The following is a 13233-nucleotide window of genomic DNA, read 5'->3' as shown; positions in this document are numbered from 1 at the left end:
ATTTGCATGAATCCGATTCTGCAACGCACCCTGATGGCTTACCGGCCGCTTCATCTGCGCGGCCTGCTCATGGATGGACAGTACCGGTGGCCGGCCGCAGATGCTTCGAATGATCGGCAGGAATCGTCGCCTGCCGCGCGACCCCGCAGGCGCATGCTGCTGGCTGCACTGACGGGTCTGCATCACGGCAACTTCTTCAAGCGGAGCAAGTCATGAACAAGACCTATCGCGGCAGCTGCCATTGCGGCGCGGTGCGCCTCGAGGCGACGATCGACCTGGCTGCGGGCAGCGGCCGTTGCAATTGCTCGATCTGCACCAAGACGCGCTCGTGGGGCGTGATCGTGAAACCGGACGCGTTCCGCCTGCTGTCGGGAGAGGACGCGCTGTCCGATTACCAGTTCGGTTCGAACAGCATGCATCACCTGTTCTGCCGGCATTGCGGTGTGCGACCGTTTGGCCGCGGCCACCTGGATGTGCTCGGTGGTGACTTCTACAGCGTCAACCTGGCTTGCCTCGACGATGTCGAACCGCAGGAGCTGATCGATGCGCCACTGCACTACGCTGACGGTCGCGCCAACAACTGGCAGTCGCCGCCGGCGGAAACGCGGCATCTTTGATCGTCGCATCGCTGACAAGCATCGCGAGGAATCGCCATGAACCCGAAAGTCACGTTCTTCCACGCTCCGAACAGCCGCTCTCGCGGTGCCCGTGCACTGCTTGAGGAACTCGGCGTGCCGTTCGACCTGCACGTGTTGAACTTCAAGAAGGGCGAGCAGCGTGCACCGGCATACCTCGCGATCAATCCGATGGGCAAGGTACCGGCGATCCGGCATGGTGATGCGCTGATCACCGAACAGCCGGCGGTGTTCATGTACCTCGCCGACCTCTACCCCGAAGCGAAGCTGGCACCCCCGATCGGCGATCCCTTGCGCGGGCCCTACCTGCGCTGGCTGGTGTTCTACGGTTCGTGCTTCGAACCGGCCCTGATCGACAAGTCGATGCAGCGTGACCCGGCGTCACCGTCGACCTCTCCGTACGGCGATTTCGACACCATGCTGAAGACGCTCACCGATCAACTGGAGCAGGGGCCGTACATGCTCGGCGATACCTTCAGCGCGGCCGACGTGCTGTGGGGCACGGCGTTGAACTGGACCACGATGTTCAAGCTGGTGCCGGAGCTGCCGGTGATCCGCGCCTATATCGACCGGGTGCTTGCACGGCCGGCGATGCAGCGCGCCGCAACCGCGGATGCCGAACTGGCGGCTGCACAGGCGGCCTTATCTTGACGGGTTCGACGAGAGGAGTTCAATGTCATGAGCCGCGACAGGCGTGACGTTCGGCGCTGTTCGCAGTCGCCCGTCTCGGCGATGATGCACGGATGCGTCGTGCCGACCGCCTGTTCCTCATCATCCATGCCCTGCGCGGTCGTCGCACCGCGCTGCAGGCGCGTTCGCTGGCGCAGACGCTCGGTGTCTCATTGCGCACGGTATACCGCGACGTGGCGGATCTTCAGTTGTCCGGCGTCCCGATCGAGGGCGAGGCCGGCGTCGGCTACGTGTTGCGCAAGGGTTCGGACATCCCGCCGCTGATGTTCAGTGCGAACGAGCTCGAAGCCCTGGTGGTCGGTACGCGTTTCGTACGTGCCTTCGCCGGCAGCCAGCTGGCCGAAAGCGCGCAGTCCGCATTGCTGAAGATCGAGGCGGTGTTGCCGCCCGAATTGCGTGAGCGCTCGGCACGCACGCGCATCTACGCACCGATCTGGCGCGACCAGGGCAAGGCCGATTTTGCCGCGCGAATTGACCAGCTGCATGCGGCGATCGAGGCGCGTCACGTGCTGCAGATCGAATACAGCGACGAGGCCGGCAACACCAGCACGCGCGAGGTCGAACCGTTGTGCCTGGCGTTCTGGGGCGGCAAGTGGACGCTGGGCACGTGGTGCCGGTTGCGTGAGGGCTTTCGCAATTTCCGGCCCGACCGCATCGTTCTCTGCACGGTATCCGGCGAGTGCTTCGATGAGCATCCGGGCCGCAATCTGGATGCCTATCTGCAATCGGTGGGCGGCCACTTCGCCGGCATGGAATAGACCTGCGGTCGCAGGAAATTTCGCGTAGCCCATGACGCCATCATTGTGCTGGCTCGGGTACGCTCGGCAGCACTGTATCCGTCCTTGGGAGTCGTGCCATGTCAGGTGTGCGCCATCCGTTGCTGACGATTGCTCCGGCCAAGCTGCGGCCGACCCAGTTGACCGTGGGCAAGGCCGAGGTGGCGGCCAAGCGCGCGGGTTGGGAAAAGCTCGGCAAGAAGAAGCGCCAGGAGCTGCTTGCATCGCATTGCTTCCCCGGCGTGCTGGGTCCGAAGCACCGCGTCTACATCGTCGATCACCACCATCTCGGCCTCGCCTTGCTGGAGGAGGGTGTGAAGAGTGTGCCGGTGATGATCCAGCGCGATTTCTCCTGGCTGGAGCCGCCGGTGTTCTGGCATACGATGGAGTTCAACCGCTGGGCGCATCCGTATGACCAGCATGGCAACCGCACCGATTACGACGCGATTCCAACCAGCCTCACCGAGATGGCCGACGATCCCTACCGTACGCTCGCCGCACGGGTACGCATGGCCGGCGGTTGCGCCAAGGACGCGATACCGTTTGCGGAATTCCTGTGGGCTGATTTCTATCGCCGCAACCTGAAGCTGCCGGGTGGCAAGGTCACGGCGAAGGCACTGCAGCAGGCACTCCTGTTCGCACACAGCCATGACACGGCGTATCTGCCAGGTTGGAGCGGGACGATCGAATGAACGCCAACCCGGCACCTGCTTCCGCGCCGGGTTCCACCATCGGCGTGGATGTACTGGCCGGGTTGTCGATCGCCGGCCTGTTGCTGCCCGAGGCGGTGGCGTATTCGGGCATCGCCGGATTGCCGCCGCAAGCCGGTGTGATCGCGCTGTTCGTCGGTCTGGTCTGCTATGGCTTGCTGGGTCGCAGCCGTTACGCGATCGTCTCGGCCACTTCGTCCTCGGCGGCGGTGCTGGCGGCCGGCACGCTGGCACTGGCCGGCCCGGATGCGGTTTCACGCGCCGCAGTGGCAGCCACCCTGGTGCTGCTTACTGGCGGCTGTTTCCTGATTGCCGGCGCGGCGCGTCTCGGCGGTCTGTCGCACTTGATCGCGCGGCCGGTGCTGCGCGGTTTCACCTTCGGCCTGGCCTGCGTGATCGCGCTGAAGCAGGTCCCGAACCTGTTAGGTTTGCCGGGCCTGCACGGCGATTTCGTGCCGCTGTTGCTCACCACCCTGGTCAAATCCATCGGCCAGATCCAGCCGGCCACGATGGGTGCCGGTGTCGTTGCGTTGCTGTTGCTGTTTCTCTGTGAGCGGGTGCGGCGCCTTCCAGGCAGCCTGCTGGTGATCGTGCTTGGTGTCGCGGCTTCCGGCTGGTTGGCGCAGCGTGGTGTGACCCTGACCGGCGCGATCAATCTCACGCCGGACTGGGCGCTGCCGACGTGGCCGACGAGCAGTCAGTGGCTGCCCAGCATCGAGCTGGCCGCGGCCCTGCTGCTGGTGCTTTATGCGGAGTCATACGGAGCAATCCGCGCGTTTGCGCTGAAGCACGGCGATCCGGTCGAGGCGAACCGCGACCTGCTGGTGATCGGCATCGCCAATGCGCTGTCGGGACTGTTGCACGGTATGCCGCTTGGCGCCGGTTATTCCGGCACTTCGGCGAACGAGGCGGCCGGTGCGCGCTCGCGACTGGCCGGGCTGGTCGCGGCGGCGGCGATTCTGTTGATGGTGTTGCTGCTGCTGCGCTGGATCGAACGCATTCCCGAGCCGGTGCTGGCGGCGATCGTGATCCATGCGGTGAGCAAGTCGTGGCGTCTGTCGGTGTTCAAACCCTATCTGCAATGGAAGCGCGATCGGCTGGTGGCGCTCGCGGCCGTATTGGCAGTGCTGGCGCTGGGCATCCTCAACGGTCTGCTGGTGGCGATCGCCTTCAGCCTGGTGATGCTGTTGCGCCAGCTCGCCACGCCACGCCTCAGCGTGCTCGGCCAGCTGGCCGGCAGCCATGATTTTGTCGACATCGAGGAGCACCCGAGTGCGCAGCCGCTCAACGGCCTGCTGATCCTGCGACCGGAGGAACCGCTGTTTTTCGCCAATGCCGAATCGGTGCTGGCACTGGCACGGCAGCAGGTGGAAAGCCATCCCGACAGCCACACCGTGGTGCTCAGCCTGGAGGAGTCGCCCGATCTGGACAGCACCGCACTGGAGGCGCTGGCGGATTTCGCCGCGTGGCTTGGCGCTCGTGGCATCGCGCTGCGCGTGGCAAGATTGAAGGACGCCGTGCGTGCGTTGCTGCTGCGGGCCGCCTTGCCCCAGCTTATGCCACAGGCGCTCGACTTCTGGAGCGTGGAAGATGCCGCCAAGGCGGTCGTTCACGCACCGCCACCGACGGGGACATCTCAGCAGTGAAGATCATGATGGGCATGCAATGGCTGGCACTGGGCGCTTTTGTTCTGGCTGCTCCGGCATGGGCTGCGCAGGATGTCGATGCGCATTTCAAGCAGGTCTACAGCGCCGAATGGGCCTGGCGCACCGGCCACGCCGGGGTCAGCGCCTCGGGCGAGTCGCAGCCGAACAATGGTCGGCTCGACGATGTCGACGCGGCCAGCCAGCAGCAGCGGCTTGATTACTGGCAGCATGTGCTCAAGCAGCTCGACGGCATCGACGTGGCGCAGCTGTCGCCGGCCAACCAGGTCAATTACGCGGTGTACCGCGAGCAGATCGGCAACTTCGTCGCCGACCAGAAATTCATGAACTGGCAGATGCCGTTCAACAGCGACTCGGCGTTCTGGTCCGACATCGACTATGACCTGGGCGGCGACAAGCTGCGCACCGTCGACGATTACCGCAAGTACCTCGATCGCCTCGACCAGATCCCCGCCTATTTCGACCAGCAGATCGACAACATGCGTGCCGGCCTCAAGCGTGGCTTCAGCGTGCCGCGTGAAGTGCTGAAGGGGCGAGACGTGTCGATCGCCGCCGTGGCCGAGCTGAAGGATCCGACCCAGAGCAGCTTCTACGCACCGTTCAAGCAGCTGCCGGCATCGATTCCGGCAGATCAGGCGCAAGCGCTGCAGGGCCAGGCGCTGCAGCGCGTTCGCGATGTCGTGATTCCCGCCTATGCGAAGCTGCTGATCTTCTTCCGCAGCGAGTACGTACCGCAGGCGCGTACCACGCTGGCCGCCGAGGCGATGCCGGATGGCAAGGCGTTCTATCGCCAGCAGATCCACGAGTACACCACGCTGGACCTGAGTCCCGATGCGATCCACCAGATCGGTCTGGACCAGGTCGCGAAGATCCACGCGCAGATGCTGCAGGTGATGCAGGACTCGGGCTTCAAGGGCAGCTTCGCCGAGTTCCTGCAGTTCCTGCGCAGCGACCCGCAGTTCTACGCGAAGACGCCACAGGAGCTGCTCGACAAGAGCGCATGGGTGGCCAAGGAAGTGGATGGCCAGATGTCGAAGTTCTTCGGCCATCTGCCGCGCGAGCGCTTCACCATCGAGCCGGTGCCTGATGCCATTGCACCGTACTACACCTCCGGTCGCGGTGGTCCGGACGTCTATCTGGTCAACACCTACGACCTGCCGTCGCGCGGCCTCTACAACATGCCTGCGCTGACCTTGCACGAATCCTATCCCGGGCACTCGCTGCAACTGGAGCTGGCGGACGAGAGTCACGACCAGCCCGCATTCCGTCGCAACGGCTACATCTCCGCCTACGGCGAAGGCTGGGGCCTGTACTCGGAATATCTCGGCAACGAGATGGGCATTTACCAGACGCCGTACCAGAAGTTCGGCTTCCTCACCTACCAGATGTGGCGCGCCTGCCGACTGGTGGTCGACACCGGCATCCACCATCTGGGCTGGACTCGCCAGCAGGCCATCGATTACCTGACCGTCAACACGGCACTGTCCGCACGCGAGATCGCCAACGAGGTGGACCGCTACATCAGTTGGCCGGGCCAGGCGCTGTCGTACGAACTGGGCTACCTGAAGATCCTCGACCTGCGCGCCAAGGCGGAGAAGGCACTGGGATCGAAATTCGACCTGCGCCATTTCCACGACACCGTGCTATCCACCGGCTCGGTGCCGCTGCCGGTGCTGGAGCAGCGCATCGACCGCTTCATCGCCGAGGGTGGTCCGGAACCGGAGTACAGCTGCGACTGCGCGAAGGATGGCAAGGCGACCTCGCCCGGGCCCTGAGCACAGGCGCGGATGTGGTCAAGAATTGATCAAACTCTTCATATGAAGTAAGATTTACTCGAGCTTCATATGGAGAGTTTCGCATGCTGGCTCAATCGCTGCCTGAAACCACTCCCACCGGCGATCTCGGTGGCCCCGCGTTGCGCGCGTTCTTCCGTCTGGCCGAACACTGGAAGTTGCGCATGGCTGACCAGCGCAAGCTGCTTGGCGATCCGCCGGAATCGACGTTCTACAAATGGAAGCGCCAACGCGATGCGGCACTCGCTCGCGACACGATCGAGCGGATCAGCTATCTGCTCGGCATCTGGAAATCGCTGCAGATCCTGTTTCCCGATCCGGCACAGGCCGACGCGTGGCTGCACAAGCCGAATCAGGCGCCGCTGTTCGGCGGCCATTCCGCACTGGAGCGCATGTTGTCGGGCAACGTGGCCGACCTGTATGTGGTGCGCCAGTATCTGGATGCACAACGCGGTTGAGTGAAGTTGTGTGTCTTGTCGCGGTGGGCGAGACCGGAATGCCGCAGGCTTTGTTCCTCCCCTGCAGGCAGGGAAGAGAGCACATCACGGAGTCTTGATGCCAACCGAACTGCCACCGGTCAAACGCATCCGCTGGAGCCAGGCGTACCGCATCGTACCCAGCCGTTTTCCGCCGGTGGGCGTGTATGACCGCATCGCCGATCCGTCCGATCTCGATGCGGCATTCGCGATCGAGGCGCTGACCAATCCGCGCCTGCGTGAGGAGGCTGGAGCACTCAACCTGGTGCCGAAGGAGCATCGCATCAGCGGACCGGGTTCGACACCGGTGATGGCGGCGTTCACCCATATCAATCCGGAAGGCAGTCGTTTCTCCGACGGCACGTGGGGTGTGTTCTATGCCGCGCACAGCGTGGCCACCGCGGTGGAGGAAACCGTGTACCACCGCGAGCAGTTTCTAGCCGCTACTGACGAACCGGCGTGCGACATCGAGATGCGCTGCTACCGCACAAGCATTGCCGGCAAAGTCCACGACGTGCGTGATGGCTGGCCCGAAGTGCATGACCCGCACAGCTATGTCGCCAGCGTGGCGTTGGCAAAACAACTGCGTCAGGTGGGCTCCAACGGGATCGTCTACAACAGCGCCCGCCATGCGGGCGAATGCGTAGCCGTTTTCTATCCGGACCTGGTGGCGCCGTGCGTGCAATCCGAGCACATGATCTATCGCTGGAACGGACAGCGCATCGCGATGGTGCTCAAGGTGTCCGAACTCGCTCGTCCGCGCTAACCTCAGGGCTTGCCCCAGAAATCGAGGTGGAACGATGAAGCGACTGATCATCCTGCTGTTCGCATTGCTGCCGCTGCTGGCACATGCCCGCGACAACGACCACGCACAATGGAATCCGGCCATCGCAGCGTTCGAGGCGACCGACCGGGCGCATCCGCCGGCCGCGGGCTCCATCCTGTTCATCGGCAGCTCGTCGATCGAGCACTGGAAATCGTTGGCGGCGGATTTCCCGGAACTGAGCGTCATCAATCGCGGCTTCGGCGGTTCCGTGATCAGCGACTCGACGTTCTTCGCCGATCGCATCGTGGCGCCGTACCACGCACGCGCCATCGTCATGTATGCCGGCGACAACGACCTGCAAGAAGGCAGCACTCCGGAACAGGTGCGCGATGATTTCGCCGCCTTCGTGCGCAAGGCGCGCGCAGTCGATCCCGGCGTGCCGATCGCCTTCATTGCGATCAAACCCAGCGTGGCACGCGCGGTATTGCTGCCCAAGATTCGCCGGGCGAATGCACTGGTCCGTGCGTATGCCGCGACACAGAAGGGCGTAACTTATCTCGATGCCTTTACACCGCTTCTCGGCAAGGACGGTCGACCACAGCCCGAGCTGTTCGGCGCGGACGGCTTGCACATGAACCGCAAGGGCTATCTATTGTGGATCAGCATCATCAAGCCTTGGGTGGATGCTGTGCCACGCTGAGCCGCTGCGCTCGCTCGCCGCAAACGAGCGTCGAGCATGGCAACATCAATCGCGACTTCGACCCGGCGTCGCGATAGTGATCGCGCCGGCGCCCTCGATGGCCCGGCACGCATCGACAATTTCGGTGAGCTTGCTGAGGGCGATCGCCGTCGCGAAGCGTACGTCCAGGCTGTCATGGCCGTCCTGCTGGCGCCGCAGGAGCATGTATCGAACCGGCGCGTGGAAGTTGTCGAGCACGCGCTCGACGGCCGACAGGGCCGAACCGGTGCTGAGTTCGATCAGTAGCGAGGTGTACTGGCGACGTGGCCTGACAAAGCGCCTTTCGAGTGGCTTGAGCAACGCAAGAATCACCCACAGGATGGTGGTGGCCGCGACAGCTGGGATATACAGACCGGTTCCAGCGGCCAAGCCGACGGCGGCCACAGCCCAGAGTCCGGCGGCAGTGGTCAGGCCCTTGATGACCTGTTCCTTCTGCAGGAACAGGATCGTGCCTGCGCCGAGAAAGCCGATCCCGCTGATGACCTGCGCGGCGATGCGTGAAGGATCGAGTACCACATGGTCGTACGTCAGCGCATGCTGAAAACCGTAGGCCGAGACGATGACGGCCAGCGCGGCACCCACGCTGACCAGCATGTGCGTGCGCAAGCCTGCCGCCCACTCAAGGCGTCCCCGGTTCACTCCGATCACGGCACCAAGCACGGCCGCCGTGAGTAGGCGCATCACCACATCGACAGTACTGATCACGTCCACACTCCCGGTTATCAAAGAAGAACAGCCATGGCAGGCGCGCCGCGAGACGGGAATGCACCTGGCGAGATTTTCCTGCTATCGGCTGGAAGATGACGACAACGACCTGACAGCACCTTTCCATCATTTGCTCGATGGCGAGTGAAGTGAGTGCGAACGATCCGCTGTTGTTCCAGCCAGGAAATGCCCTGAGGGAGCTTGTCGCCAGTGACCATGGAGCACCGCTTGATGTGGGCTTCCTTTCGAACGAATTTGCGATAATAATAATGATTCGCATTTACAATCAAAAGGGAAATCCATGGTCGGCAACCGTCAGCACCTCCAACGGGTACCGCACGAATGGCGGCAAACCGGGCTTGGCAGATCTATGCTGTGGGCCATCTGCGCGGCAACTGCCGTGGTTACCGCCTACCCGGCAGCGGCCGTGATGGCTGTAACGCCATCCGCTTCGCACATTTACTCGATTCCGGCCGGATCCATGCGCGAGGCCCTCGGACGCTTCATCCATGAGGCAGGCATTTCACTCGACTACGACAAGCGGCTGGTGGCGGACAAGACCAGCTCAGGCCTGCATGGCAACTACACGACCCAGGAGGGATTGAAGACTCTGCTCGCTGACAGCGGCTTGCAGACGATCGCGGAGGCGGATAACCGCTTCATGATCTTCGCTGCATCCTCAGGTGCATCCGGGGACTTGAATGCCAAGACGCTGGCCAGCGTGACCGTGCTGGGGCAGGCCAGCACGGTGGGATATGTGGCGAGTGCCGGCGTGGCGGGCACCAAGACGGATACGCCGATCATCGAAACGCCGCAGTCGATCTCGGTGGTGACGCGCCAGCAGCTGGACGATCAACAGCCACAAAGCCTCAACGAAGCCGTGCGTTATTCGCCCGGCATCGTCGCGGAAACCCGGGGAACCGTTTCCAACTTCTGGGGCTCAAGTAGTTTGCAACTGCGCGGATTCACACCCGGCGTGTATCTGGATGGCTTGCAGGACGACACCAGCAGCAACGCCATGGTCGACCCGTATTTCTACCAAAGCGTGGAAGTACTGAGCGGCCCGGCCTCGGTGTTGTATGGTCAAGCCAGCCCAGGCGGTGTCGTCAATGTGGTCAGCAAGCAGCCGGTCGACACACCACTGCACGAGGTCACCTTCGGCATCGGCAACTACGACCGCAACCAGATGGGCTTCGATTTCGGCGGGCCGCTCGACCAGGATGGAAAGTGGCTGTACCGGTTGACCGGTGTCGGCCTCACCCAAGACACGCAGACCGACTGGATCGAACACAAGCGCTACGACATCGCGCCGGCGATCACCTGGCGCCCGAACGAGAACACGAGCCTCACCCTGCTCAGCAACTTCACGTATAGCCCCGCCATGGGCGACTACTCGAGTGTGCCGGCGGTGGGTACCGTGCTGTACAGCCCATTGGGCAAGGTGTCCTCCGACTTCAGTTCCGGCGACCCCAACTTCAACAAGGCCGTGCAGCGACTGGGCATGGTCGGCTATCAGTTCGAGCACCGTTTGAACGACAGCTGGACGTTCGAGCAGAACGCGCGCTTCACCGACAACCGCAACGAAGCCAACATGATCTGGCCGGACGGGTTGGAAGCGGATGGCGCCACGCTCGATCGCTACGCCTTCGTCCGACACATGAGTTCGCGTTCGCTCCTGCTCGACAACCGGTTCAAGACCGAATTCGACCTGGGCGCGCTCAAGAACGCCGTACTCGTGGGTGCGCAATACTCGCGCTACAACGAGAACTGGTCTTGGGGCAGCAGCGACGTGCCCTCGATCAACATCTTCCATCCCGTCTACGGCGTGCCGATCCAGGGTCCCGAGCCCGCAAGCTTCAGTGCGGAAGACAACCACGCCACACAAATGGGCGTCTATCTGCAGGACCAGATCAGCCTGGATCGCTGGCGCTTCCTGCTCGGCGTGCGTCAGGACTGGACCAAGGAAGACCAGACCAGCAACACGCCCAGCATGGTCATTCCCAGCCAGCCCGATCACAAATTCACCTGGCGTACCGGCCTAGTTTACCTGTTCGATAACGGCCTGGCGCCTTATTTCAGCTACTCCACTTCGTTCCAGCCGCAGTTTGGTTCGCTCACCACCAGTGGCACAGCGGCACTACCGACCTCAGGCCAGCAGTACGAGGCAGGCCTCAAATATCAGCCGGCTGGTTCCAATAGCCTGATCACCATGGCGGTCTACAACCTCACCGAACAGAATGTGCCGGAGGCAGATCCGCAAAACCCGGGCTTCGTGACCCAGGTGGGCGAAATCCGTTCGCGTGGCGTGGAGCTGTCCAGTCGCACCAGCCTTACCGATGACCTGAATCTGATCGCCAGCTACGCCTACACCGATTCGCGCTATACCAAGACGCCCGCGTTCGACACCGGCTACAACGCTGTCACGGCGCCGGTGCAAGGCAATTACCAATACGCGGTACCGCGCCAGAGCGCCTCGCTGTGGGCTGACTACACCTTGCACGATACGGCTCTGCAAGGACTGGGCTTCTCTGGCGGTGTGCGTTACATCGGCTCGTCATACGGTGATGACGTCAACTCGTTCAAGGTGCCGGCGTTCACCCTGCTCGACGCTGCGCTTCACTACGACCTGGGCATGGCCAATCCGGCATTGCGTGGCCTCAAGTTGCGACTCAACCTCGCCAATCTGCTGGACAAGTCCTACGTCGCCGCATGCACCAGCAGCACCTCCTGCAATTTCGGTGTGCGCCGCACGATATATCTCAGCGCCAGCTACGACTGGTAAAGCGCGATGATCGCTTCCCACTCGCTCAAACGCTGGTACCTCGTCCACAAGTGGACGAGTCTGGTATGCACAGCCTTTCTGCTGCTGATCTGTCTGACTGGCCTGCCGCTGATCTTCCACGAGGAGATCGATCGTTGGCTGGAGCCGCATGACTATGTGACGCTGCCGAAAGATACGGCGCGGGCGAGCTACGACCGCCTGGCGACGATCAGTCGCCGAATGTATCCCGACCAGGTGATTGCCTCGATGTTTGCCGACGACGAGGAGCCACAGGTCTATGTGTGGATGGTGCCTTCATTCGCGACGATGAAGGCCGATATCGACTCCATGCATTTCATCCGCTTCGACGCCCGCACTGCCGAGGTGCTGGAGACTTCCAGGCCAGCGTCGCAGCAACCCAAGACCTTCATGGACATCATGCTTGCCCTGCACACCGACCTGTTCGCCGGTCTGCCGGGCGAGCTTTTCCTCGGCCTGATGGCGCTGCTGTTCGTGATCGCCATCGTGTCGGGCGTGGTGCTGTACGGGCCTTTCATGAAGAAGCTGGACTTCGGCACCGTACGCCATGGTCGCTCCAGCCGGTTGAAATGGCTGGACCTGCACAACTTGCTCGGCATCGTGGTGTTGGCGTGGACCCTCGTGGTCGGCGTCACCGGCGTGATCAACGAGTTGTCCACCCCGCTGTTTGCGTTGTGGCAGCAGACCGACGTCAAGACCATGCTGGCCTCTTACAAGGATGAGCCGATGTCTGCACAGGACGCGTTGCCCTCAGTGCAGGCGGCGTTCGAGACGGCCCAGCGTGCGGTACCGGGCACCGCGGTAACCAGCATCGTCTATCCCGGCAATCCGTTTGGCAGTCCGTATCACTATCTGTTCTGGGCCAAGGGTGAGAGTACCCTGACCTCGCGCCTGCTCACGCCGGTGTTGGTGGACGCACGCAGCGGTGCGCTGAGTGCGGTGGTGCGCATGCCCTGGTACCTGCGTGCACTCGAAGTGTCCAGGCCACTGCATTTCGGCGACTACGGCGGCCTGGCGCTCAAGATCCTGTGGGCGCTGCTGGACCTCATCACGATCGTGGTTCTGGGCAGCGGCTTGTACTTGTGGATCGCACGGCGGCAAACACAGGCGGCACGGCTGGCGCGTGTAGTCGCGGCCCATGAGGCGGCGGAATTGCCTTCGTCGGCGATCGTGCAGGCTCGCCCATGAGCAAGACATCCCATTTCCGAAAGATCTGGTCCATGCCGCTTCTGCTGGCGGTGCTCAGCCTCGTTGGCTTGTTGTCGGCCTTGCTCGGCGAGCAATTGGCCTGGAAGGCGCTGGCCTGGATCACGCTTGCCGTGCCGATCGTCGTGGGGCTCTGGTACGCCTGCCTGCGACAGCGGGCCAAAGTAAGGAAAATGTTCTCGTCCGCTTCTCGATTCATTCAAGACAGCTGAGCCCGCGTAAGACCGAGTGCAACGCATACGGACGATCACGGTTCGTGGATAAGCGCTGCCT

Annotated in this window: 14 protein-coding genes; 13 read left to right on the top strand and 1 reads right to left on the bottom strand. The window is 62.9% G+C overall.

What is annotated here, in order from left to right; translation table 11 throughout:
- Positions 1-6: 6 nt before the first annotated feature.
- The 10 genes from B0E50_RS09105 to B0E50_RS09060 all read left to right on the top strand — a co-directional run bounded on the left by B0E50_RS09105 (position 7) and on the right by B0E50_RS09060 (position 8210).
- A complete protein-coding gene (locus B0E50_RS09105) occupies positions 7-216 on the top strand; it encodes a hypothetical protein (protein ID WP_077440857.1) in 210 nt (69 codons plus the stop codon).
- On the top strand, positions 213-617 hold the full coding sequence (locus B0E50_RS09100) for a GFA family protein (RefSeq protein WP_077440856.1): 405 nt from the start codon (positions 213-215) through the stop codon (positions 615-617). Before B0E50_RS09105 ends, B0E50_RS09100 begins: the two co-directional genes overlap by 4 nt.
- A 36-nt stretch (positions 618-653) precedes the next feature.
- Complete coding sequence (locus tag B0E50_RS09095) at positions 654-1286, top strand: glutathione S-transferase family protein (protein ID WP_077440855.1); 633 nt, start codon at positions 654-656, stop codon at positions 1284-1286.
- A gap of 92 nt (positions 1287-1378) precedes the next feature.
- Positions 1379-2083 (top strand): YafY family protein, encoded by a 705-nt coding sequence (locus tag B0E50_RS09090; RefSeq protein WP_077440854.1) that lies wholly within the window; start codon positions 1379-1381, stop codon positions 2081-2083.
- 98 nt (positions 2084-2181) lie between these two features.
- Positions 2182-2793, top strand: coding sequence for a ParB/Srx family N-terminal domain-containing protein (locus B0E50_RS09085; protein WP_077440853.1), 612 nt, complete (start codon positions 2182-2184; stop codon positions 2791-2793).
- Complete coding sequence (locus B0E50_RS09080; protein ID WP_077440852.1) at positions 2790-4457, top strand: SulP family inorganic anion transporter; 1668 nt, start codon at positions 2790-2792, stop codon at positions 4455-4457. The genes B0E50_RS09085 and B0E50_RS09080 overlap by 4 nt, the downstream gene beginning before the upstream one ends.
- 5 nt (positions 4458-4462) lie before the next feature.
- On the top strand, positions 4463-6250 hold the full coding sequence (locus tag B0E50_RS09075; protein ID WP_077440918.1) for a DUF885 family protein: 1788 nt from the start codon (positions 4463-4465) through the stop codon (positions 6248-6250).
- Between the two features lie 83 nt (positions 6251-6333).
- Positions 6334-6726: an MbcA/ParS/Xre antitoxin family protein gene (locus B0E50_RS09070; protein WP_077440851.1), complete on the top strand. Its 393-nt coding sequence runs from the start codon at positions 6334-6336 to the stop codon at positions 6724-6726.
- Between the two features lie 97 nt (positions 6727-6823).
- Positions 6824-7510 carry an RES family NAD+ phosphorylase gene (locus tag B0E50_RS09065; protein ID WP_077440850.1) on the top strand — a complete coding sequence of 229 codons (687 nt, stop codon included), beginning with the start codon at positions 6824-6826 and terminating at the stop codon, positions 7508-7510.
- Positions 7511-7544: 34 nt separating this feature from the next.
- Positions 7545-8210 (top strand): SGNH/GDSL hydrolase family protein, encoded by a 666-nt coding sequence (locus B0E50_RS09060; RefSeq protein ID WP_077440849.1) that lies wholly within the window; start codon positions 7545-7547, stop codon positions 8208-8210.
- 45 nt (positions 8211-8255) lie between these two features.
- On the opposite strand, the gene B0E50_RS09055 is transcribed toward B0E50_RS09060, so the two are convergent.
- Complete coding sequence (locus B0E50_RS09055) at positions 8256-8954, bottom strand: MgtC/SapB family protein (RefSeq protein ID WP_077440917.1); 699 nt, start codon at positions 8952-8954, stop codon at positions 8256-8258.
- Positions 8955-9435: 481 nt separating this feature from the next.
- Between B0E50_RS09055 and B0E50_RS09050 the strand changes: the two genes are divergently transcribed.
- From B0E50_RS09050 to B0E50_RS09040, 3 genes are read left to right on the top strand one after another with little or no spacing between them, the layout of a single operon-like run.
- Positions 9436-11736, top strand: coding sequence for a TonB-dependent siderophore receptor (locus tag B0E50_RS09050; protein WP_168170852.1), 2301 nt, complete (start codon positions 9436-9438; stop codon positions 11734-11736).
- 6 nt (positions 11737-11742) lie between these two features.
- Entirely contained in the window at positions 11743-12942 is a 1200-nt protein-coding gene (locus B0E50_RS09045) for a PepSY-associated TM helix domain-containing protein (RefSeq protein ID WP_077440847.1), read from the top strand.
- Complete coding sequence (locus B0E50_RS09040; protein WP_077440846.1) at positions 12939-13172, top strand: hypothetical protein; 234 nt, start codon at positions 12939-12941, stop codon at positions 13170-13172. The genes B0E50_RS09045 and B0E50_RS09040 overlap by 4 nt, the downstream gene beginning before the upstream one ends.
- Positions 13173-13233 lie beyond the last annotated feature (61 nt).

It is taken from the genome of Rhodanobacter sp. C01, assembly GCF_002001045.1.
In the GTDB taxonomy this organism is placed as follows: Bacteria; Pseudomonadota; Gammaproteobacteria; order Xanthomonadales; family Rhodanobacteraceae; genus Rhodanobacter.
This window is presented reverse-complemented; position numbering and strand designations above follow the sequence as displayed.